Raw genomic sequence first — 22,709 nt, 5'->3', positions numbered from 1 at the left:
GGAACGTGTCGGTTTTGAAGAGAGCGGGGGCGGGTCCGGTTCGGGGGCGCTCCCGAACCGCCGGGGGGAATTCATCAGGGATGCGAAGCCACTTTGCGGGGGCCGGTCGTTCGGTGCGCCACCAGCCAGCACTCGGAGGCGACGGAACACGAAGCACCCTGCGTGCCAAGCGCGGTACGAAGACCGGGCGTGGCCGCGTTCGGGCGCGGGGGCGCGAAAAGCGGGTGCCTTGTCGGGACGTTCGGATCGGGGCTCGCTCGCCCCGCGCACCGAATTGCACTTGCGCGAGAAGGGCGGAGCGCACCGTCGCAAAACCTGACACGAAATCGGTAACAACTCTGGCGGGCCGCCCGAAGTCGCGTGATTGTGCGGTTTGTGCGGGCGATTACGGTTGACAGGGGGGCAGGAACTTGCGAGTTGTGGAGTATACGAACTGATGCGGCGGTGCGCGGGTCGTTCGAGCCCCCGCCGCTGCGACCCGCGCGCCGCACGTCTCCACGGCCCGCGCGGGCGGTTCCAGGTCCAGAGGCTCCGACGGCCATGATGCACTTCTCCTGTGACGTGTGCGGCAAGGACATGACCCGGGACGGAGCCGAGCGGTACGTGGTGAAGATGGAGGCGTTCGCGAGCTGCGACCCCGGCGTGCTGACCGACGGCGACCTGGAAACCGATCACATCGAGGAGATGGCCCAACTGCTGAGCGACCTGGAAGAGGGCGGGGACGCGCCGGCGCCGCTGCCGGCGTGCAAGAAAATGCGGTTCGACCTGTGCCCCGCCTGCTTCCGCAAGTTCGTCAACGACCCCCTCGGCCGAGAGAGTGCCGCCAAGTTCGACTTCAGCCCCAACTGACGGGCGCGGGGCTCGAAATTCCGGAGCGGGTCCGGTGCTCCGGGGCCGCGGCCGGTACAAAACCCGGAACACCAAACGCAAAACGCCGCCGGGCGTGTAGCATATCCCCGGCGCGCCCGGCGTGCGGGCGCCCGCTCGCACCCTCACGCACGGGCACCTTCAATGGCCCAGCCGCTCACCATCGTCATCTTCGGTGCCTCAGGTGATCTCACCTGGCGCAAGCTCATCCCGGCCCTGTTCAACCTGTCCCAGAAGGGCAAACTGCCGCCGGAGGCGCGGATCGTTGGCGTGGCCCGCACCCCGTACTCGGACGACGCGTACCGCGAGGAACTCAAGCCGAAGGTGGAGGAGATCCTGCCGAAGGGGCAGTTCGACGCGGCCAAGTGGGCGGAGTTCGCGGCCCGCATCCACTACGTCGCCACCGACGCCACCAAGCCCGGCGGGTGCAAACCGCTGGCCGAGTGGCTCGCGGCCAACGAGGGCTCCGACGACGCGCGCCGGCTGTACTACTTCTCGATGGCGCCCAAGTACTACGCGGGCATCAGCAGCGCGATGGCCGAGGAGGGGCTGAACAAGAGCGACAAGGGGTACCGCCGGCTGGTCATCGAGAAGCCGTTCGGGGTGAACCTCGCGACCGCCAAGGCGCTCAACGACACGATGCACAAGAACTGGGACGAGGGCCAGCTCTACCGCATCGACCACTACCTCGGCAAGGACACCGTTCAGAACATCCTGGTGTTCCGGTTCGCGAACACGCTGTTCGAGCCGCTGTGGAACGCGCAGTACATCGACCACGTGCAGATCACCGTGGCCGAAAAGGTGACGGTGGCGGGCCGCGGCGACTACTACGACGGCAGCGGGGTCATGCGCGACATGATCCAGAACCACCTGCTCCAGATCCTCACCATGGTGGCGATGGAGGACCCGAACCGGTACAGCGCGGAGAACCTGCGGAACGAGAAGATGAAGGTGCTCTCGACCGTGAAGGTGCGGTCCGAGGCCGAGGCCCCGAAGGTGATGGCGCTGGGCCAGTACGACGGGTACCTGAACGTGGACGGCGTGAAGCCGGACTCGAAGACCCCGACCTACGCCGCGATCAAGGTCGAGCTGGACAGCCGCCGCTGGTACGGCGTGCCGTTCTACCTCCGCAGCGGCAAGGGGCTGAAGGCGCGGTACAGCGAGGTGCTCATCCAGTTCAAGTGCCCGGCCCGCCTGATGTTCCCGCTCCCGCCGGGGCAGACGCTCCAGTGCAACCGGCTGCGGATGGTGATCCAGCCGAACGAGTCCATCTCGATCAACTTCCAGACCAAGGTGCCCGACGTGGACGGCGTGTCGCTGAAGCCGCACGACCTCACGTTCGACTACAAGAAGGCGTTCTCCGACCAGGCGCTGCCGGAGGCCTACGAGCGGCTGCTGCTCGACGCGATCCAGGGGGACGCCAGCCTGTTCATGCGGGCCGACGAGATCGAGCGGGCGTGGGAGATCATGGACCCGCTGATCGCGGCCGCCGAGCACGCCGCGGAGCAGCCCGAGAAGTACGCGGTCGGCTCGAACGGGCCGGGCGGCGCTGACAAGCTGCTCGACTGCTGGCAGCCCATCGGCTGACGAGCCGGATCGGTCCGCCGACCGCACGGGGCGCCGCCCTGTGTGGCAGGTCTTGTACGCGCACCTCGCGTTGACGCCTGCGGACGCGGCGCGGTAACACTGACCGCTCGTGCGACCCCGCAGGAGCCTTCCGGTGACACTCGACCTTCCGGTGATCGTGCTGTGCGGCGGGCTCGGCACGCGGCTGCGTTCCGCGGTGCCCGACCGCCCGAAGGCGCTGGCCCCGGTGGGGGGCGGGCAGCCGTTCCTCGAAGTGCAGTTGGAACTCCTGCGCGACCGCGGCGCGCGGCGGTTCGTGCTGTGCGTCGGGCACATGGCCGATCAGATCGAGGCCGCGCTGGGCGACGGGCGCGGCCTCGGCGTCCACATCGACTACGTTCGGGACGGCGAACAGTTGCTCGGCACCGCGGGGGCGCTGAAGCGGGCCGAGCGCCACTTCGCCCCGGCCGCGTTCGTCACCAACGGGGACACGTACACCGACGTGGACCTCGGCCAGTTGCTTCAGGCGCACCGCGCGGCACGTGCGGCCGGGGCGGTCGCGACCCTCACGCTCGCCCGGGTGGCGGACGCGGGGCGGTTCGGTTCGATCGAATTCGCCGGCGGGCGCGTCACGCAGTTTCGCGAGAAGGAGCTAGGGGCGGTCGGCGGCGGGTGGGTCAATTCGGGCGTGTACGTGATCGGGCGCGAACTGCTCGCCCGCGTCCCCGCGGGTGAAGTGGTGTCGCTCGAACGGGACGTGTTTCCGGCCGCCTTGCGCGACGGGCTCACGCTCGCGGCGTTCCCGCAGGGGGCCGCGTTCCACGACATCGGCACGCCGGACGCGCTCCGGGAGTTCGTGGCGCGCCGGGAGCCGACCCATGTCGCGTGACGCCGTGTTCCTCGACCGCGACGGCACCCTCATCGAAGAGGTTCACTACCTCGCACGCCCGGAGCAGGTGAAGCTCATCCCCGGGGCGGCCGACGCCGTGCGCCGGCTCAACGCCGCGGGCGTGCTCGTGGTGGTGGTCACGAACCAGGGCGGTGTGGCCCGCGGGTATTTCCCCGAAAGCCGGGTGACCGAAGTCCACGAGCACCTCGCCGCGCTCCTCGCTCAGCAAGGTGCGCGGGTCGACGCGTTCTACTACTGCCCGCACCACCCGACTGAAGGCAGTGAGGCGTACCGCGTGGCGTGCGACTGCCGTAAGCCCCGGCCCGGTATGCTGCTGACCGCCGCGCGGGACCTCGACATCGAGTTGTCGCGGTCGTGGATGATCGGCGACAAGCCGTGCGACGCCGGAGCCGGACGCGCCGCCGGGTGCCGTTCGCTCCTCGTGCGCACCGGACACGGGGCCGACCTCCCGGACGCCGTGCCCGATCTTGCAGCCGCGATCGCCGTCTGGGAGCAGCAGCGCGCCGCACCCGCGGTTTAGAGACGGGGGCGGAACGGGCGGATGGTCGCTGCTTCTCTTCGGCCCGTGCGAACTTCACATTCACGAGCGCAGAGTTTGACAGGATTTCCCAGGTGAAGACGAAACCCAGTCGTTTCGAGTCGGTATGGCGGCTCGTTTTTTTGAGTGCGGCCCGCTCACGCCGCGCAGAGGTATTATTACGTATAGGGTGCGGTGACAGCCTGGGTGATCTGATCGCAACGGCATAGTAAGCTTACAGTTGCGCCACGTGATTTGGCCCGGTTTCGTGGTGCGCCGGTGGGCTTGGCGAGTGGGAGAAGCGGGTTCGTGTCCGGGATGGGCGGCTCTACTTGGGCTTGGAGGTCAACTCGAGTAAAGCGTGTACTTTGGCCCACAACTCCTGACACTCCGACCGTTCAGACGCAGGCAGTTTCTCTAACTCGGCCGGGTCGCGGATGCCCGCCAGTTCGGGCTCGTTGAGCCACCTCGCGAACGCCTGGTTCACAAGGGTCCGCAACTTGTTGAAATCCTGGTCCAGAGCCCAGGCCCCTCCGGAATAGTCTTCGCCCAGCCACTTCCTCGCCTGTGCCCGCCAGTTCCTCCGCTCGGCCTCTCCAAGGCTACCGGCATCGGTTCCGTGGCCGCAACCGGCCTGAACGGCGACGCGGGCCGCCGCCAGGCGGTGGGCCTCCGCCAATCTCGGATCGGCCGCGAACGCCTCAGTGTAAATGCGAGCCAGGGCGGCGAAGCGGTTCTCGAACCGGCAAATACCGATCATGGCCAGGCGCTCGTCGTTGTCCCGCGGCCGCTGCTTTCCGTCAACCAGCGCCGCCAGGTTCGGGACGATCATTCTCTCTGCTTCGCGCCGGAGCACGTGACGGATCCAGCCGTCGGGCATGTCCCCTTTGCCCTCGCGCCACTCGTGCGCCAGCATCGCCGCGGCGAACACCTTTCGAGCCTCGGCCCCCTTACGCGTCTGGTGCAGGGCCATGCTGAGTACGAGTTGCGGCAACGGGCCGGACATTTTGGACGCGTCGCCGCGCATGACGGCGATCGCCCGCTCGAAGTGCCCCTGGCGGTACTCCGCGAGGCCCTTGACGAACTGGTAGTACGGGTGCAGCGCCCCGGCCTTCTTCGGGTCGGTTCGGGCGGCCAAGTCGGCGAGCGCCACGACCTTGCTCAGCTCCTCGCCCGATGCGGGGCGAAGCAGGCACGCGCGGGCGGTGCGTTCGGCGATCGTCGGAAAATCGTTCGTTCCGAACCGGTCCAGTAGCGCCCGCCGGGCACGGCGGTACTCCCCCTCCTCGCCCAGGAAGAGGCACAACTCGGCGTACCCGTACCAGTCGCTGTGAGCCGGCCGCTCCCCGTCCAACAATTTGCCCCAAACGGGGCGCAGTTCGGCGCACCGGCCCGCCTGCAACAGCGCCGCGCGGTAGCCGTTCAGGACGAGCGGGTTGTCCGGTTCCAGGGCGAGCGCAAGCTTGTACTGAACCAGACACTCCTCGATCCGCCCCTTGGCTTTCAGGCTCGCCGCCAAAGTCGAACGGAGCTTGCCCACATCGTAGTTGAAACGCAACGCGGCTTCGACCTGCGCGATGGCCTCGTCGTGCCGCCCCGCGGACCCGAGCGCGCTGGCGAGCGAGTGGTTGGTCTTGGCCGAATTTGGTTCGAGTTCCAGAGCTTTTCGGAAGTACGCGACGGCCTCCTCGAAGCGCTCCGGGCCGCGGGACGAGGCCGGCGCGCCCAGGGCCAAGCCGAGGGAGTGGTGACCGACCTGCCAGCGTGGGCGAAGGGCGACGACGGCCTGGAAGTACCGGACCGCCTCGTCCGGCTTGTTGCCCAGCACCAGGGCGTAACCCAGATAGATGTTGGCCCACAGGTCGTTGGGGTGCCCCCGCTGAACCTTCGTGAGGAACGGGATCTGGTGCTCGCTGTCCTGAATTCGGACCCGGTCGAACTCCCGTTGCCCCGCCCGGCCGGGCTGGAGCTTGTTGTTGTCCCGCAGCGCCGAACTGACCGCCAGGAGCAGGGCCGCCGACTCCTCCTCGACGCGGGCGCGCGCGATCAGGCCGAGAAGGACCTTCCGGTCCCGGCGCAGGTCCGGGTTGCGGGCGTCCCTGCGCCAGGGGGTGCGATCCGGTTCCGCCAGATCCGCCACCTTCAGAACCCATTCCACACGCCCCGGCGTCCGGATCACGACGGACCAGCGGTCGAGTGCCGCCAGCAAGGTCGCGTGAAGTCTCGATTCGCGGACCCGGGCCGCGACCGCCTCGGGGTCGTCGCCGTGCCGCCCGATTCCGTGTTCCCCAAGTGCCTCGTCGTAGTTCTTGTCGGCCTGCTCGAATCCGGCCAAGCTGTCGATGATGATTGCCGAGTCGAGGTTGATCCGCTCCAGCCGATCGGCCAGGTCGCAATCGCGTAACCGTAGATGGAGTTGCCGGCGGAGCGCGGGCGATTCGCGGCTGCCGAGCCGGGCCTGCGCCCGCTCGATCGTCGCCCGTGCTTCTCCGAACGACCTTTTTTGCAGCCGGTCATCGATCTCAGTCAGGTCGTCCGCCACCGCCCGTTCGACGACGGCGCGGTCGAAGAGCAGCCACAACCCGCCCGCGAGGACGAGAGCCGCGAGCAACACGCCCGCGGTGACGCCAACAGCAAGCGTAGGGTGCCGGCGGACGGCCCGCATCGCGCGGCGCGTTCGCCCTTCCGGCCGCGCCGCAATCGCATCGCCGCGGAGAACGCGCCGGAGATCGTCGTTGAGGGCGTCCGCGGTGGCGTAGCGCAACCGCGGCTCTTTGCGTAGGCACTTCAGGCAGATCGTTTCCAGGTCACGCGGCACCTTGCCGTTGAGCCGCGACGGGGGCACGGGGTCCTGGTTGAGGAGCTGGTGGACGGTTTCCGCCGAACTCTCCGCGCGAAACGGCGGGCGCCCCGTGAGCGTCTCGTAGAGGATGGCCCCCAGCGCGTAGATGTCCGCAGGCGGGCCGACCGCCGCGGCCGTACCCCGGGCCTGTTCGGGCGCCATATAGCTCGGCGTGCCGAGGCCGGCGCCGGTGCGGGTGAGCCCCGCCTGACCGCCCAGCCGCCGGGCCAGACCGAAGTCGCTGATCTTGGGCGTCCCGTCGGCCGTCAGCAGCACGTTCCCGGGCTTCAGATCCCGGTGAATGATTCCGGCGGAGTGGGCCGCGTGTACGGCCGCCGCCAGGTCCGCCACCAGCGCCGCGGCGGTGCCGGCCGGCAACGGCGTGCCGGCCAGTTTCTCCGCGAGGCTGCCGCCCTCGACGTACTCCATCGTGAAGTACGGCTTGCCGGCCGAGTCGCCGACGTCATGGACCTGAACGACGTTGGGGTGCCGGAGGGCCGCGATCGACTCCGCCTCCCGCTGGAACCGCTCCCGCTCGTGCGCCCCGGCGTAAGCGCCGGCCAGGGCCATCTTCAAAGCGACGACGCGGTTGAGGCGCATGTGCCGGGCCTTGAAAACGACGCCCATGCCCCCCGCGCCGAGAACGGTTTCGACCTCGTAACCCGGAACATCGGGGAGCGGAACGTCTCCCACGGGCGGGGAACGAAGGTCCGAGCCGGAATCGGCCTCGGGTGGGAACATGGCGTCGAGTTCGGCCCGCGTGCGGACCACCCGCTGCCACCGCTCGCGGACCACGGGCAGCAGTTCGGCGCACGAGCTACAGACCGCTTCGGGCGTGGAGTCGGTGGCGAGCAACTCTTCGAGCAACTTCTGGACACGCGGGTCATCGGACACGGGGCTCTCCCACGTCGGAGGGGCCTGGCCCGTCGGAGGTGCCAGGCCGCGGCCGGTTCTCAAGGTGTTTCAGGGCGTGTGTCGCCCGGCCGCAGGTCGCTCAGGCGCTCCGCCAGCAGCAACAAGCCGCGGTCCAGCCTCCGCCGCACCGTCCGGGTGGCGACGCCGAGCACCGCCGCGGCTTCGACCTGCGTCATCCCCTGCAACCGCACCAGGTCGAACACCTCGCGCTCCTCCGGGGGCAGGGTGTCGATCACGGCAATGATCCGCCGGCACTCCGAACTCAGGCCGGAGTCGCTGCCGGGCGGCGCGGGCACCCGCCCGTCGATCGCGACCGTGTCCGGCTGCTCGTCGAGGCAGCGGGCCAGGTCGTTGAGTTCCCATCGCATGTGCTGGGCCGCGAGGGCGAAGAAGTCCCGCACGGTCGCCGGCCGTGCTTCCCGGAGGGCCTTGAGGAGGCGCTCCACGACGGCCCCGAGCAACTCGTTGGACTGCAAGTTGAGGGGCGGCCGGGTCAGGCGCGGGTAGTTGCGGTAAAGGAGCGTGGCGCACAACTGGTTCAGCCGGCGGACCGCGCGCCCGAGCAGCGCCCGGACGACCGGTTCGGCGGGCGCGTCACTGGCCAATTCGTCTAAATAGCACTGGACCGCGGCCGTGGTGTTTGCCTCGACCAAAGCAGCCTCCTCTTGAGGTGCGCGGGCGACGGACCCGAGTATACCGCCGCGGGTGATCGGCTTCTACGCGCCCGAGCACCAGTAATGAGGAGAGGCCGTGCAGATGCGGCTAACAGCTCGCCGAGAACGTCATCATCGCCGACTCATTTGTCTTCATAATCACAACCGCCCCTTCGGCCGCTGCGGCCAGGCGCCCGCTCCCGGCCCGCGTCGGTCCCGTTCAAAACGCCCCTCGCGCGAAAACCCCTTTCACACGCCTTGGGGTCACCACAGCCTGGGGAACAGCAGGCCGGTGCGCCGCTTGTACTCGGCGAAGTCCGGGTACCGGGACATCGATTCGTACCCCCACGGTCTTCAGCACGGTCCGTCGATCCGCACCCGCCTCGTGAGACATCTGTTGATCGCTCATGTGCGGCTCCTTCTGAGCGGCGCTTGGCTCTGACCCCTTGGGTCCACCAACTCGGCGAACCCCTGCGTCATTAAGAAGAAGCGTGGCGACCTGACACCGGCCGGGGAAATTTATCCACCGTCACAGGAAGTGAACGGCCACGTGTGGGAGGGACACGACGGATTAAGAACTCGAGGCGGAGTGAGATCCGATGTGGGGGGCACTGCTGGCCCGAGGCGCAAGGGGCACGCCGGCATGTGATGGAGAGTATAAACACATTTAGGCATAACAGGGTGAGTGGAATAAATATCGATTGGCTCGATGCTGTTTATTCTGTCGGACCCGGATTTGGTATAGCGGTTCCTCGATCCCGTGTTGATCCGTGCGCGGCTGGGGCGCAAAAAAGTCCGACGGGACCGGAGGACAAGAGGAGCAAGCGTTGGGGGGCGGTCGTGGCGGGTTCGGAATCAAGGTCCCGGTGCGGGCGTGCGGGTTCGGGTTCCCCAGCCGGGCACTGCGGACCCCAGGCCCGGACGCCGACATCACTCACTCACGCCGAGGCCCTGGTGACGGGGCCGGCGGCGGCCGCTTTCATCGCCGACGAGGGTACAGACGCCGGACTTCGTGGATGGCATCGCGACCCGCGGCAGCGCGGCGGCGATCCCGAGCCGCAAGAACCGGACCGCGCGACGGGACGTCGATACCGACCGGTACAAGGACCGGAACCGGGGCGAGCGGTTCGGGGCCAAGGCCACGCCACACCGACGGGTTGCGACACGATGTGACGAAACCGCGCGCAACTTCCTCGCACGCGCTCACATCATGATTTTACTACGGTAACCGCCCACACGCCCTCGCTTCCGATGTTAAGACTTTCGACTTTACGACCGCTCGCGTGTCTCGCGCGTTTGCCCCGGGCTGAATCGCGAGATAAGGTACGGTACGGTAGTTCTTCAGAACAGAAGTCCCGCTCAGTTTGGGTGCCGTGTCCCCTCGGCGGACGGCACCGGTTACCCGACACCGCTCAGGTGGGATCGCGCATCATGGCTTGGTCCGCACCGGCGCCGCGCCACGATCTCGGGCTCCTCGGCCGGGTCGTTAGCTTCACATTGCTCGCACTTCCGGCCGCCCTGCTCGGCGGTTTCGGCTACCGCACGGACCTGATCGCGCTCTACGTCGGGGCGGGTGTTCAGGTGCTCTTCGCGCTCACCCTCTTGCGCGCCCACCCGGTGTGGCGCCCGCCGGTGAGCGCGTCGCTCGTCGTCCTGTACCTGATCGCCCTCGCGTGGCTGTGGCTGCCGACCCGCGGCTCTCCTGATTGGGCCGTTCACATCGGACAAAGCGCCCTGCTCATCACGGCGGTGGGCCTCGCAGCGGTTCACGACCTGACGCGGACCGGGGCCGAACCGCTTCGCCGCGCGAACAAGTGGTGCGCCAAGCTCGTGTCCCGCACCGACTGGCCGCTCCAGTTCACCGACTGCCGGCTGTTACCCGAGGTGGTCGCCCTTCGGGGGGCCGCGCTGGACGAGATCCGCCCGGTCCTCGCGCTGCTCTCGGACCCGCGGCCGGAGGTGCAGTGTGCCGCCCTGGGGGCATTGGAGTATCGCCCCGTGTGGCGCCCGGGAGAGGCTGAGTTGGTTATGAAAACGGCCCGCGAGAGCGGCGAACCGGCCGTCCGGGTCGCGGCGGCGTACGCGCTGGCCGCGGTCGGGTCCGCCGACCTCATCGGCGGGCTGGCCCGGATGTTGCGGGACCCCGCGGCCGAGGCGCGTGCGGCCGCCGCGGAAGCCCTGCTGTGGCAGGCCGACGCCAAGTGGGCGTTCGCCCGCGAGGGCGTGCGTGAGGCGCTCGCCGACCCGCGACTCGCGGACGACGGCCCGCTGTTCGCCACCGGGCGGCTGCCGGCCGCGGCACTCGCCGACCTCATCACCTGGGCCGAGGAGCACGCCCCGCTCGCCCCCCGCGCGATCCAAACGCTGATCGAGCAGCACCACCGCGACCTGACCGACGGGGAGCGGCCCGAACTGGGTAGCCAGCTCGCCGCGATGATGCTCAGCGCCGACGCCCCGCCCGCCCTCCGGGTGGAACTCGCGGCGCTGTTGCGCGATCATAACTTGCTCTCGGTGGACCTGCTCGACAAGCTCACCAACCTGGACCAGCCGGGACCCATGCGGCTGTTCGCGGCGGAAGAGATGTTGCGCATCAACCCGCACGACTCGGACGGCGTGGACGTGCTCCGCGGGCTGGCGCGTCAGCCGAACCGCGAGATGGCGCTGTCGGTTGCGGCGGTGCTGCAAAACGTGCTGGGGTTGGAACTCGGGCTCCCCGGGGGCGAGCGACCGCCGGCCAACAGCAAGGTCGCCGCCGAAGTCGCCCGCCGGGTGCTGCTGTGGGCGAACGGCGCGAACCCAGACCAGCTCCGCCCGACCCCGGGGCCGATGCCCGGTTTGAAGCCGCCGCGGTCCGCGATGCTCGGCGGGCGCCCCGCGGCCCCGAAGCCGTCGGCGTTCCCGCCCGACCCGAACGAATTCCCGCGCAGCGGCTCCGGCACGGTGTTTTAGGATGTACTCGATTGTACGCATTGCTCTTCTGACGAGCCGCGACCGCCAGGGCGTGGGGGTACGTATCCCACGCCCTGGCGGTCGCGGCTCGTCAGAAGAGCAATACCCACCGCGGATTCGTGTCTGGTTCACAGTCCGGGCGGTGGTGTCTGTTTCTTGTGGCACAGACATTCCTGTCTGTGCGGCGCGCGAAGGCCGCACAGACAGGAATGTCTGTGCCACAAGAACAAAACCAAGTCGCGAACGAGTTGCCCCCTTACATCAGCCGCTTCGCCTCTCGCCCGAGCGCATCCGCGACGAACGCCAGCGCCTTGGGCGTCATGAATTCCGTGTATGACGTTTCGGCTGCGGCGCGTGTGTCGAGATCGGCGGTGTGCGGAACACCCATCGCGGCGAGCTTTTCGCGGAGGCGGTCGTTACCGCGATAGCACGCCGCGTCGTCCGGCGCGCAACAGAACCACAGGTGCGCCGGCCAGTCCCGGGCGTCGAGGTGCAGAAGCGCGGTGTCGAGCCGGCACCGCTCGCGGCTCTCGTACATCTCATCGAGTGGCGTGCCCGCGCCGTACCAGTCCTGGCAGTCGAACGCGCCCGAAACGCTCGCCGCGACCGGAAACCGGTCGGGGTGTTTGAACGCGAGTCGCACCGCCCCCTGTCCGCCCATTTCCACACCCGCGAGTGCGACCCCGCGCGGGCCAAGCCCCCACGCCGACGCCATCCACGGCACCAGCGATTCCAGAAGGAAGTGTTCGGGAGTAATTTCGGTTCCGAACTCCGGACAGACGCGATCGGCCCACCAGCACCACCCGCCGGCCGGGGCGGCGCACCGCAACCGGTGCCGCTTCAGTTCCGTTGTGAAAGTGGAGTCGGTTGCCGGCGACTCTTCACGAAGTGAGTGCAGGTAGAGGAGCGCGTGCGGCGCTGCGCCGGGCGGGTCGAACACGTCAACGGCGTGCCCGCCCAGGGCGATCCGCGTCCAGCCGGCAAGCATGGAGAGTTCCGCAGGCGAGTCGAACACGGTTTCCCGAACATCAGCTCACCTGCATCGCCATCACCAGATGAGTGACGCGTCCCGAATCCGATGGCGGTGTCAGGTGCCGCGCCAGGTTCGGCGTGCCTTTGTCGGAGGTCGGTGTCTCACGACTCGTCGGCCCCCCGCAGCGTGATCTCGTCCTCTAGGATACCCGGTTGGAGGTCGCTGTAACCGTCCCGGCCGATTTCGATCATGTAGTCGATCTGGCCGTCTGCGCCGACGGTGATAGCGAACACCGTGCCCTCGCCCGAGCACCGCTGCATTGGCGAGTCGAACCGCACACGGTCGCCGAAGGTGAACCGGGTCCGAACCGTGAGCGTGTGCATCCTCAACTGCCTCTGCTTGCCGAACCCCGTTTGGGAAACCAGCACGGCGCGAGCGGCCAAGGCCACTCGCGCCGCAGGAGTCAACTACTCGCGGGCCTTCTTCAGCTTCTCGCTCACCTTGCGGCGGCGCTCGCCGTCCCGCTTGGTCAGGTCCTCGCACTTCAGGGCCTTCTCCCACGCGGCGATGGCTTCCTTCTTCTCCCCGAGCGCCATGTGGCAGTCGGCGAGGTGGTCCCAGATTTCGAGGTGGCTGCCGTCCTCGTCGTCGGCCGCGGCCTGCTTCAGCGGCTCGAGCGCTTCCTTGTACTTCTTCTGCTTGAACAGCACCCAGCCCAGGCTGTCGAGGTACGCGGCGTTCGGCTTCACCTCGTCGAGCTTGCCTTCCTTCTTGAGCTTCTCCCGCTCCTTCGTGTCGAGTTCGATGGCCTCTTTGATCAGCTTCTCGGACTCTTCGAGGTTCATGTTCGCGTCGCACCAGATGAACCCGAGGTCGTTCTTGTACGTCGGGTTGTCCGGGTTCCGCTTGATGAGCGTTTGCAGGTGTTTGGCGGCCTTGTCCACGTCCTTGTTGTCGACGTACAGCCCGGTGAGGATATACCGGACGCGGTCCTTCATCTGGTCCTTGCCCTCACCCTTGAGGGCGTCGGTGGTGTCGAGCTTTTCGAGCGCCGAGTTGTACGCCTCGATCGCCGCCGGCAGCTTGCCCTGCTCGCGCAGCACCCAGCCCTTGGTCTGGAGGAAGTACCAGTCGGCCTGGGCGCTCACCCGGATGAGGTTGTCAACGAGGCCCAGCGCCTCGTCGAACTTCCCTTCCTTCGCCATCGACTGCACCAGCCGCTCCAGGATGAAGGGCTTCGCGCGCTCGTACTCTTCCGGCCCCATGTCGTCCACGAACTTCTGGCACGTCTCGGACACCAGGGCGTACTTCTTCGTCTCCCAGTACAGGTCGATGAGGCCCTCGTAGGCGTCCACCATCTTGCTGCCGCTCTTGATCTTGGTGGCGTTCTCGACGAGCGCCTCGTAGAACGGCTCGGCGATGTCGTACTGCTTGTTGAAGTGCGCGAGACGGGCGACGATCAGCCCGCCGTTGAAGTTGAACGGGTTGTCCTTGCCCTTCGCCTCCTTAAGCATCTTGCCGGCTTCGGTGACGAGCTTTTTCGCCTTATCCTTGTCCTTCGCGAGCGCGCGGAGCTTGTCCCGCTGCGCGTCCTTATCGGTGATGGAGTTGAGTTTGAGGAGTTCCTCGCGCAGCTCCTTGTTGTCATCGGCCGCACGGACCGGCCCGCCGGCCAGGACCGCGAACCCAACGGCGGCGGCCAGTAGCACCACCCGCCGGACCCTGTTTGCCACCACGGCGCCCCTCCTGAAGACGGCGAAACTGTAACCCTGGTGACGATTCTACCTACGCCGCGCAACCGGTGCCATGCCGCTTTGTGTCAGGCAAAACCGAGCACGAGGTCGAGCGCCCAGCACCCCCGGACGTGTTCCACCGGGGGCGGCCCGGCCGCGTCCGGCCGCTCCCACGGCAGCAGCGCGGGGTCGCGCAGGTGCTCCAGCAGCCGTTCGGCCCCACACCCGGCATCCTGGAGCGCGTCAGCGAGAATGGGGAGCTGGTCGAACGCGCGGTCGTTGTAGATGCGTTCGGCCAGGAGCCGCACGTCGGTGGTGCGCCAGGCGGGATCGAACCCGACCGGGCTGAACGGGTTCCCAACGATATCGCGCAGGACGCCAGCGTGCGCGGCAGCTTCGGCGTCCTTGTGCGCTTGCCAAAGGTCGCTAACGCCCCCGGCCGTATTGGTAATCTCGTAGGCGTAGGTCTGGGCGGCGAAATTGGCCGCGTTGACCGCGAACCGTACCCCTGATCGGACCGCGTCGGCACACGCACTGGCGTGTACGTGGGCGATGTACGGCTCGACGCCTTGCGTGAGCCGGTACTCATCGTAAAACTGCCCGGCGACCGCGTCCGCCTGGTTCATTGCGGCTCGGAGCTTCTTGTCGGTTGTCCGGCCGTCAGCGAACCGCTCCGCGACCTCAACGGCTTGCGCCGCGGGCGTGTCGGCGGCCCAGTGCCAGTGCCGTCGGCAGCAGGCGCACGCGAACAGCCGCCACTTGCGATGGCTGGCGCGGCCGCCGAGGAACTTGTACATCGCCGCCGGATCGGCGCACGCCAGCCATTCGGCTTCGGTCATCGGGCCTCACTCCTTGCCCAGAACGAGGTCGAGCGCCCAGCAGCCGCGCACGTGGGTCGCGTCGGGATCGCGCAGGTGGTTGAGGAGGTCGGCGGAATCGCACCCCGCTTCCTGAAGCGCGTCCGCGAGGATAGGCATTCGGTCCCAAGCGCGGTCAGTGTAGATGCCCTCGGCGAGAAGTAGCACATCCGATGAGCGCCAGGCGGAGGCAAACGGAACGGGTCGGAACGGATTACCGAACACTTCGCGAAGGATATTGGACAGTTGTATTTTCCCCTGTGCTCTGCCCCCAAAATACAGGTTATAGCGTTCGTCTTCGTTGGTTCCGCCCTCTTCGCTGAGTTCCGCGTGAACGGCTTCGATCATGTTCCAGGTAATCCAACCAACCGCGGATGGGTTGGGATCAACCGTCCGCCCTGCGGCATGGGCCGCAGTCACGCAAACGTCTCGATCAGTTTGCAGATCAGATATCGCGTTGAAAGCCTGCTCAAAGGTCAGCGGTAAGCGATGCGCCATTTCAGGGGCATCAGCGACGTGTTCCGCGAGGTTAACGGCCTCGCGGCTTCTCGAATCGATGAGCAGGTCAACAAAGGGGGACACAATCGCAACTGCAAATAGCCGCAGCTTGCGCTGACTGTGACCGCCACGGAGGAACTCTGTAAAAATCTCGGGCTCAGCGCACGTGAGCCATTCCTCTCGCGTCATCCGACATCCTCAGCGACTTTTCCGAATCACCTCTTCACCGAAGCGTTCCATCTCCTCCAATTGCGGGCTGCACTGCAACAGTAGTAGGTTCACCCCGACGGCCTCGAACGCCTTCACGCGGTCGAGCACCTGCTGCGGCGTGCCGATCAGCCCACTTCGCAACCCGCGGTTCGAGACGGAGTAGTCTTCCAGCGACACCCGCTGCTCCAGTTGCGTGCCCGCGAGCCACTGCTGGTAGTTGTGGTAACCGGCGGCACTCTGCTTCACGTCCGTGATGCGGGCCAGTTCGGCCTTCGCTTCGGCGTCGGTGTTGCGGACGATGCTGTACCCCGCCACGCCGTAGGTCATCGGCGGCAGCCCGAACCCCTCGCGCCGCCGGCGCATGTCGGTGATGCGCTCCGCGATCTTCTCGGGCGGGTCGCCGTGCATCACGTAGGCGTCGCACGTCTTCGCGATCAGGTTCTTCGCGGCCTCCGATTCGCCGCCCGCGTAGATGACGGGCCGCGGTTTCGTGAGCGGCTTCGGCTGAAGGACGTTGTCCTGCACCTTGTAGAACTTCCCCTCGAAGCTGAAGTGGTCCCGCTTCCACACGCCGTCGAGCACGTCGAGCCACTCCGCGGTGCGGGCGTAGCGGTCGTCGTGCTGCTCGAACTGCACCGCGTACTTGTTCGCCTCGTCTCGCCACCAGCTCGACACCACGTTGAGCGACAGCCGCCCGCCGCCGCCGATGTGGTCGATGTTGGCGGCCTGCTTCGCCAGCAGCGCCGGGTTGTGGAACGTGGGCCGCACCGCGACCATCAGTTCCAGCTTCGACGTGACCGCCGTGAGCGCCGCCGCGGTGCTCCACGCGTCCAGGGAAGGCGCGTCCTCGCCCTTGATGTCGTTCAGGTTCAGTTCGGCGACCAGCGACAGATCGAAGCCGATCTGCTCGGACCGCTGAGCCAACTTTTTGGCGTACTCCCAGGTCGCGGACATGTTCTCGTCGTCGACGTTCCGCAGCCACCCGCCGAAAACGGGCATCCAGTAGCCGTAGCGCATCTGCGTTTCTCTGTGGAGCGCGGGCCGCTGGCCCGCTCGGGCTATCGAGTTCGGTTCGCTGCCGGAGATTCGTGGTTGGTGTTTGTTGGCATGGCTCTGGTCTTGAGTGTGGTCCGCTCGCTCCGCGAGCGGTGCTCCGGGTCTCAGATCGGCTGTACGTTATCCGGCCGGCACCGCCTCGCGACCGCTCGCGGAGCGAGCGGACCACACTCAAGACCAGAACCGCAGAGCAATCAGGCCGCACGCTTCACGAGGTAATCGACCAGCTGCGCGAAGGGGTCGAACCCCACCACGTTCGGCGCGTCGGCGACGAAGTTGGACAGCGCGTTGATGTCGTAGTAAACGATCCGGCCGTCGCGGTCGTCGGTCATGTACTCGATGCCGCCCACGTCGATCCCGGCGACCTGCATGATCTTCTCACAAGCCGCAATCACTTCCGGGGGCGGCGTGTAGCCCTCCACCTTCAGGCCGGTCTTGGGCGCGTCGATCGGGCACGCCGCGCGGACCAGTTCCACCCCGTCGGCGCGCTGGCAGATGTCCGCGGGGCACAGGTTGAACGACTCGCCGGTGGTGTACACCTTGATCGCGTAGAGGAATTTCCCGCCGAGCGTTTCGACGCGCGTGATGTGCCCGCCGCGGGCCGGGACGAACTCCTGAACCAGCGCGGTGTAATCCACGCCCAAATCGACCTGGTTCGCGGCCACGGACTCGGCCAGCGATTCGCGGCCGAGGTACTTCACGATCCCGGCGCCGCTGCCGCCGATGTTCGCCTTCACCACCACCGGGAACCGCAACCCGTCCGCCGCGTCCACCGCCTTTGATGCGTGGTTGATGACCCGCGCCTTCGGATAGCCCAGCCCGAGCGATTCGAGCAGCGTGAGTTGCCGGGCCTTGGAAAGCTCGATGGAGAAGCCGTTCACCCCGTTCACGACCGGCACGCCGAGACGTTCCAGGTGCGCCATGTACGCGACCGTGAAGAACATCCCCTGCACCCCGCCGCGCAGGTACGCCGACGGGCTCATCCGGTTGAACACCAGGGCGTATGGCGACTGCTTTTCGCTCGGGTCGTAGACGTGCGCCCGCGGGTCGAGCTGAACGTAAGGGATCTCGCGGCGCGTGAGTTCCGCGAACAGCGGGCGGAACCAGTCGGGGTGCTCGTGGTAGATCGCGAACGGCTTGCGCATCGGCGCTCCTCGGGGGATGGCGCCAATTGTAGCCGCCCGGGCGTCCGCCGCTAAGAACTCTGGGCGGAATGAGTTCCGCTCGGCTGGCACTACGGTCCAAAGCGACGGCGGGTCGCACCAAGGCTCGATGAAGGGGCTCATACATGAACCCGCGGCGGGTTCATGTATGAGCGGCCGGGCCGCTCAAAGCGCATTCGATTTCAGTAATGGCTTCTCGATGGTTGATTATCATTGAGGGCGATGTTTCGTATGTGTCCGCGGCACATCATCTCCCGCCTGCCTGCACGCCGGTTACGATGCGCTCCAGTTCGGCCGGGTCGGCCGGTTTCGTGAGGTGGTGGTCGAACCCGGCCTCTTTCGTCCGCCGCCGGTCCTCCTCCTGCCCCCATCCGGTCAGCGCGGCCAGCGTCACTCCGCGCAGCGCCGCGCTCTCGCGGATGCGGCGGGCGACCTCGTAACCGCTCATCCCCGGCAGCCCGAGGTCGAGCAGGATGAGCTGCGGCCGGTACGTGGCGAGCAGCTTCAGCGCCTCGGGGCCGTCGTGGGCGGCCTTCACCCGGTGCCCGCGCATCTCCAGCAGCAGGGCCATGCTCTCGGCCGCGTCCCGGTTGTCGTCCACCACCAGGATGTCGAGCCGGTTGGCGGCCCCGCCGCCCGGCGCCCGCAGGAGCGCCGGCGCGTCCGCGGGCGCGGCGGCCAGCGGCAGGCGGACGGTGAACGTGCTGCCCCGCCCCGGCCCGGGGCTCTCCGCGCGCACGGTCCCGCCGTGCATCTCCACCAGTCGCTTAACCAGCGTCAGCCCGATCCCCAGCCCGCCCTGGCTCCGCTCGATCGACGTGCCCACCTGGGCGAACAGCTCGAACACCTTGGGCAGCATGTCGGCCGGGATGCCCACCCCGGTGTCCGAGACGGTGACCACCGCGTCGCCCCCGTCGCGCTGTGCGGACAGCACGATCCGCCCGCCCTGGGGCGTGTACTTGGCGGCGTTGTTCAACAGGTTCGCCAGCACCTGCACCAGCCGGGTGTGGTCGGCGCTGAGCAGCAGCGGCTCGGCCGCCACCCGCAGCACGAACTCGTGCCCGGCCGCTTCCACCGCCTGGCGGCTCGTCTCCACCGCCGCGTCCACCACCGCTTTCAGGGAGACCCGGTCGTTCCGCAGCACCACCTTGCCGCTCGACACCCGGGCCACGTCCATCAGGTCGTCGACCAGGTGCGTGAGGTGCCCGAGCTGGCGGTCCATCATGTTCAGGGTGCGGCCCGCGGCCTCCCCGACGCCGCTGAGCCGCAGGATCTGCACCCCGTTGCGCACCGGCGCGAGCGGGTTGCGGAGTTCGTGCGCCAGGGTGGCGAGGAACTCGTCCTTCCGCCGGTCCTGCTCTTGGAGCGTGCGGTAGAGCTGGGCGTTCTCGATCGCCACCGTCACCCGCTCGGCCAGGTTCTGCGCGACCCGCAGTTCGTCGGGACCGAACCGGCGGCGGGGGGACGAGCTGAGGAACGTCATCCCGCCGATGACCCGGCCGCGGGAGCGGAGCGGGACACACATGTACGACCGGACGCCCAGCGCCCGCAGCTTCTCGAGCCGCTCCGGCCCCTGCGGGGCGGTGGCCGGGTCCGCCTCGGCCAGGTCGGTGACGACCTCCGGCTCGCCCGTCCGCAGCACGTGCGGCACCACCTCCGCTGCGCCCGCCGGGTCGGCGGGCGTGTCGGCCGCCCGGGCCGCCGACACGTCCGCCGGCTCGGCCGCGGTGACCGCCAGCCGCTCCCGCCGCCCGTCCTCGTCGACCAGGTCCACCACGCACCAGTCGGCGAACCCGCCGACCGCCAGGTTGGCGATCCGCTGGAGGGTGCTCTGGTAGTCCACCAGTTCGGCCAGACTCGCGCTGGCGTCGGCCAGGAACTGGACCCCTTCCTCGGTCCGCTTGCGCGGGGTCGCGTCCCGGAACACCTTGCCGAACCCGTGCAGCGCCCCGTCTTCGTCCCGGAGCGGCACCATCACCCCGTCGGCGAAGAACTCGCTCCCGTCCTTTCGCACGTGCCACCGCTTGTCCTCGGCCCGCCCCTCGCGGGCGGCCAACTCCATCTCCCGGGCGGGCACCCCGGCCGCGCGGTCCGCAGGAGTAAAGATGACGTCCGCCGGTCGTCCGAGGACGTCGGCGGGGGCGAACCCGGTGATGCCCTCGGCCCCCCCGGCCCACTCGATCACCCGCCCGTCCCGGTCGGTTACGAGCACCGCGTAGTCCCGCGCGCGGTCGACCAGGAGCTGGAGCCGCTCGTCCTTCTCGCGCAACATGGCCTCGGCCCGCTTGCGGTCCGAGATGTCGGTGAACAGCACCCCCACCTGGCGGCTCCCGGGGGGGCCGACCCGGAACGCGGACACGTCGAACCACCGCCCGAGGTCGGCCACCCGGTCGGTGCGCCGGAACGGCCGGCCGGTTTCCGCCACCCGGGCGTACCCTTCGATCCAGTGCCGCTCGTGGGTCGGCATGATCTCGCGGGCCGTCCTGCCGACGATGTCCTTGAGCCCGGTGTGGGCCTCGAGCGCCGGGTTGACCAGGAGGTAGCGGTAATCGACCGCCGCCCCGGCCGGGTCGAGCACCGGCTCGACCACGCAGTACCCCTCGTCCATCGACTCGAACAGGGACCGGAACCGCTGCTCGCTGTCCCGCAACTGCTCCTCCGCCCGGCGCCGCTCGGTCACGTCCTGCATCGCCCCGACCAGGCGGACGGTCTTCCCGCCCTCGTGGATCGCGTGCCCGCGGTCGAGTACGGTGGCGTAGCCGCCGTCCGCTTTCCGGAACCGGTACTCGTCGGACCAGCTCGCCCCGCCGCGGTCGATGACCGCGTGGACGCCGGTGACCACCCGCTCCCGGTCGTCCGGGTGGATGTGCTCGTACCACCAGGCGGCGTCCCCGCCCACGTCGTGACGCGCGTGGCCGAACAGGGTGGTGACGCCCTCGTTCCACCACACCCCGTTGGTCCGCATGTCCCAGTCCCAGACCGCGTCGTTGGTCGCGCGGGCGACGATGGCGAACCGGTCGCTGCTCTCCCGGACCGCGGCCTCGGCCCGCCGCTGGTCGGTCACGTCCAGGGTCACCCCGTCGAACCGCTTCGGCGCGCCGGCCTCGTCGTAGTACGTCCCCCCGATCGCCCGGACCCACTTCTCGGCGCCCGTGCCCGGGTCGACCGTGCGGTAGTGAACGTCGTACCCGGCGCGGTCGGCGATGCTCCGCTCGATGGCGGCCCGGGTCGGCTCGCGGTCGTCGGGGTGGATGCGGTCGTAGAACGTGTCGATGGTGACGCGGGCGTCGGGCGGCAGCCAGAAGTGCGCCTTCACCCGCTCGTCCCACTGGAGCACGTCGAACGGCAGGTCGCAGTACCAGAACCCGATCCCGGACGCGCGGACCGCGTAGTCGAGCCGCGCGCGGCTCGCGGCCAGGTCGTTCTCGGCCCGCTTCCGGTCGGTGATGTCGATCACCACCCCGGCCCAACTGACGGCCCCGCCGTCCGCGGCCCGTTCCACGGTCCCGCGGGCCACCAGCCACCGCTCCCCGGCCGGGCCGGTCACCCGGTACTCGCTGCGGAACGGCGCGCCGGTGTCGAGCGTGCGGCGGATCTCGGCCCCGACCCGGTCCCGGTCGTCGGGGTGGATGACGGTCAGGAAGTCGCCCACCGGGGCCGCGGGCCGGTCATCGGTGAGGACCCCGAAAATGGCTGCGAAGTTGCGGTCCCCGGTGATCCGATCGGCCGCGACATCCCAGTGGTAGGTGCCGACCTCGCCCGCCTGAAGGGCGGCCGCCCGCGTCCGCTCGGCCCGCTTGGCGGCGGTCACGTCGCGCGCGACCTTGGAGGCCCCGGTGATGTGCCCCTCGGCGTCGCGGATCGGCGACACGGTCAGTGCCACGTCCACCCGCCGGCCGTCCTTCCGCACCCGAACCGTCTCGAACTGCTCGACCCGCTCGCCCCGACCCAGCCGGTCCAGGATGTCCCGCTCCTCGCCGAGCCGCTCCGGCGGGACGAGGAGGGTGATGGACCTCCCGACGGCCTCGGCGGCGGTGTACCCGAACGCCCGCTCGGCCCCGCGGTTCCACGACCGTATCGTGCCGTCCAGGTCCTTGCCGATGATCGCGTCGTCGGACGACTCGACGATGGCCGCGAGGCGGGCCTGGGCGATCTCGGCCTTCTTCCGCTCGGTGATGTCGCGGAACACCAGGACCGCGCCGGCGACCGCCCCGGTCTCGTCGCGGATCGGCGACGCCGAATCGTCGATCGGGCGCTCGGAGCCGTCCCGGGCGATGAGGACGGTGTGGTTCGCCAGCCCGACGATGGTCCCGGTCTGGAGGGCGCGCAGGGCCGGGTTCTCGACCGCCTTTCGGGTCGTCTCGTTGACGATGCGGAACACCTCGGTGAGCGGCCGCCCGCGGGCGTCGGCGGCCGCCCAGCCGGTGAGGCCCTCCGCTACCGGGTTGAGGAAGGTGACGCGCCCGGCCGCGTCGGTGGTGACGACCCCGTCCCCGATGCTGGCCAGCGCCGTCTGCCAGAGCCGGAGCCGATCCGCCGCGCGGGCCTCGCGGGTGCGCCGGGCCAGTTCGACGAACACCGACACCTTGGCCCGCAGAACCACCGGAGCGATCGGCTCGACGAGGTAGTCCACCGCCCCGAGCGCGTAAGCCTCTTCCACCGGGAGCGCGCCGCTCGCGCCGGCGCTGATGAAAATGATCGGGGTGTGCCGGCTGCGGTCGCGGGCGCGGAGGCCCTTCGCCACCTCGAACCCCGACACCCCGGCCAGTTCCACTTCAATGAGGATGACGGCGAAGTCGGTCTGGAGCACCCGCTCGAGTGCCTCCGCGGCGGAGCCGGCGCGGACGAGGTGCTGGCCGAGGTCGCCGAGGTCGGCTTCTCGGGCGGTTAGGTTCTCCGGCCTGTGGTCGACGAGCAGAATGCTGATGGGGTCTTGAGTGATCACCGAATCCTCTGCGAAGCGGGCCACCTGAGCGGTGCGTCCGGTGGCGTTCGCCGGC

15 protein-coding genes are annotated in these 22,709 nt (G+C 68.6%); 5 read left to right on the top strand and 10 right to left on the bottom strand.

The features are described from left to right. Positions 1-540: 540 nt before the first annotated feature. The 4 genes from GobsT_RS30175 (at position 541) to GobsT_RS30160 (ending at position 3,863) form a co-directional block, all read left to right on the top strand. Positions 541-849: a hypothetical protein gene (locus GobsT_RS30175; protein WP_010046740.1), complete on the top strand. Its 309-nt coding sequence runs from the start codon at positions 541-543 to the stop codon at positions 847-849. Between the two features lie 162 nt (positions 850-1,011). Beyond that, positions 1,012-2,454: a glucose-6-phosphate dehydrogenase gene (gene zwf, locus GobsT_RS30170; RefSeq protein ID WP_010046742.1), complete on the top strand. Its 1,443-nt coding sequence runs from the start codon at positions 1,012-1,014 to the stop codon at positions 2,452-2,454. Positions 2,455-2,587: 133 nt separating this feature from the next. After that, positions 2,588-3,322 carry a nucleotidyltransferase family protein gene (locus GobsT_RS30165; protein WP_010046744.1) on the top strand — a complete coding sequence of 245 codons (735 nt, stop codon included), beginning with the start codon at positions 2,588-2,590 and terminating at the stop codon, positions 3,320-3,322. Beyond that, positions 3,312-3,863 (top strand): D-glycero-alpha-D-manno-heptose-1,7-bisphosphate 7-phosphatase, encoded by a 552-nt coding sequence (locus GobsT_RS30160; RefSeq protein WP_010046745.1) that lies wholly within the window; start codon positions 3,312-3,314, stop codon positions 3,861-3,863. Before GobsT_RS30165 ends, GobsT_RS30160 begins: the two co-directional genes overlap by 11 nt. 325 nt (positions 3,864-4,188) lie before the next feature. Here GobsT_RS30160 and GobsT_RS30155 read toward each other — a convergent pair whose 3' ends face one another. Together GobsT_RS30155 and GobsT_RS30150 are read right to left on the bottom strand one after the other, a co-directional pair. Continuing rightward, the gene (locus tag GobsT_RS30155) at positions 4,189-7,596 is read right to left on the bottom strand and encodes a serine/threonine-protein kinase (RefSeq protein WP_010046747.1); all 3,408 of its coding nucleotides are present in this window, start codon (positions 7,594-7,596) and stop codon (positions 4,189-4,191) included. 59 nt (positions 7,597-7,655) lie between these two features. Then, entirely contained in the window at positions 7,656-8,270 is a 615-nt protein-coding gene (locus tag GobsT_RS30150; RefSeq protein WP_010046751.1) for a sigma-70 family RNA polymerase sigma factor, read from the bottom strand. A gap of 1,431 nt (positions 8,271-9,701) precedes the next feature. On the opposite strand from GobsT_RS30150, the gene GobsT_RS30140 reads away from it, so the two are divergent. Next, complete coding sequence (locus GobsT_RS30140) at positions 9,702-11,219, top strand: HEAT repeat domain-containing protein (RefSeq protein ID WP_010046758.1); 1,518 nt, start codon at positions 9,702-9,704, stop codon at positions 11,217-11,219. 256 nt (positions 11,220-11,475) lie between these two features. Here GobsT_RS30140 and GobsT_RS30135 read toward each other — a convergent pair whose 3' ends face one another. From GobsT_RS30135 to GobsT_RS39060, 8 genes are all read right to left on the bottom strand, one after another. Then, on the bottom strand, positions 11,476-12,207 hold the full coding sequence (locus tag GobsT_RS30135; protein WP_010050546.1) for an alpha/beta hydrolase-fold protein: 732 nt from the start codon (positions 12,205-12,207) through the stop codon (positions 11,476-11,478). Between the two features lie 146 nt (positions 12,208-12,353). Next, the gene (locus GobsT_RS30130; RefSeq protein ID WP_148087919.1) at positions 12,354-12,635 is read right to left on the bottom strand and encodes a hypothetical protein; all 282 of its coding nucleotides are present in this window, start codon (positions 12,633-12,635) and stop codon (positions 12,354-12,356) included. Positions 12,636-12,659: 24 nt separating this feature from the next. Beyond that, the gene (locus tag GobsT_RS30125) at positions 12,660-13,925 is read right to left on the bottom strand and encodes a tetratricopeptide repeat protein (RefSeq protein ID WP_148087918.1); all 1,266 of its coding nucleotides are present in this window, start codon (positions 13,923-13,925) and stop codon (positions 12,660-12,662) included. A gap of 86 nt (positions 13,926-14,011) precedes the next feature. After that, positions 14,012-14,764, bottom strand: coding sequence for a hypothetical protein (locus GobsT_RS39065; protein ID WP_010050555.1), 753 nt, complete (start codon positions 14,762-14,764; stop codon positions 14,012-14,014). 6 nt (positions 14,765-14,770) lie between these two features. Continuing rightward, positions 14,771-15,469 carry a hypothetical protein gene (locus GobsT_RS40070; protein WP_010050557.1) on the bottom strand — a complete coding sequence of 233 codons (699 nt, stop codon included), beginning with the start codon at positions 15,467-15,469 and terminating at the stop codon, positions 14,771-14,773. Positions 15,470-15,478: 9 nt separating this feature from the next. After that, a complete protein-coding gene (locus GobsT_RS30110; RefSeq protein WP_010050559.1) occupies positions 15,479-16,507 on the bottom strand; it encodes an LLM class flavin-dependent oxidoreductase in 1,029 nt (342 codons plus the stop codon). A gap of 233 nt (positions 16,508-16,740) precedes the next feature. After that, positions 16,741-17,691, bottom strand: coding sequence for an ATP-grasp domain-containing protein (locus tag GobsT_RS30105; RefSeq protein WP_010044858.1), 951 nt, complete (start codon positions 17,689-17,691; stop codon positions 16,741-16,743). Positions 17,692-17,956: 265 nt separating this feature from the next. After that, a complete protein-coding gene (locus tag GobsT_RS39060) occupies positions 17,957-22,654 on the bottom strand; it encodes a PAS domain S-box protein (RefSeq protein WP_162097384.1) in 4,698 nt (1,565 codons plus the stop codon). Positions 22,655-22,709: the final 55 nt, after the last annotated feature.

This window comes from Gemmata obscuriglobus (genome assembly GCF_008065095.1).
Taxonomy (GTDB): Bacteria; Planctomycetota; Planctomycetia; order Gemmatales; family Gemmataceae; genus Gemmata; species Gemmata obscuriglobus.
Note: the sequence above shows the minus strand (reverse complement) of the source record. Positions and strands in the feature narration are given on the sequence as shown.

Coding starts and splice junctions, on each gene's coding strand:
- GobsT_RS30175 (WP_010046740.1), top strand. CDS start 541: ATGATGCACTTCTCCTGTGACGTGTGCGGCAAGGACATGACCCGGGAC.
- zwf (WP_010046742.1), top strand. CDS start 1,012: ATGGCCCAGCCGCTCACCATCGTCATCTTCGGTGCCTCAGGTGATCTC.
- GobsT_RS30160 (WP_010046745.1), top strand. CDS start 3,312: ATGTCGCGTGACGCCGTGTTCCTCGACCGCGACGGCACCCTCATCGAA.
- GobsT_RS30140 (WP_010046758.1), top strand. CDS start 9,702: ATGGCTTGGTCCGCACCGGCGCCGCGCCACGATCTCGGGCTCCTCGGC.
- GobsT_RS30135 (WP_010050546.1), bottom strand. CDS start 12,207: ATGCTTGCCGGCTGGACGCGGATCGCCCTGGGCGGGCACGCCGTTGAC.
- GobsT_RS39065 (WP_010050555.1), bottom strand. CDS start 14,764: ATGACCGAAGCCGAATGGCTGGCGTGCGCCGATCCGGCGGCGATGTAC.
- GobsT_RS40070 (WP_010050557.1), bottom strand. CDS start 15,469: ATGACGCGAGAGGAATGGCTCACGTGCGCTGAGCCCGAGATTTTTACA.
- GobsT_RS30110 (WP_010050559.1), bottom strand. CDS start 16,507: ATGCGCTACGGCTACTGGATGCCCGTTTTCGGCGGGTGGCTGCGGAAC.
- GobsT_RS30105 (WP_010044858.1), bottom strand. CDS start 17,691: ATGCGCAAGCCGTTCGCGATCTACCACGAGCACCCCGACTGGTTCCGC.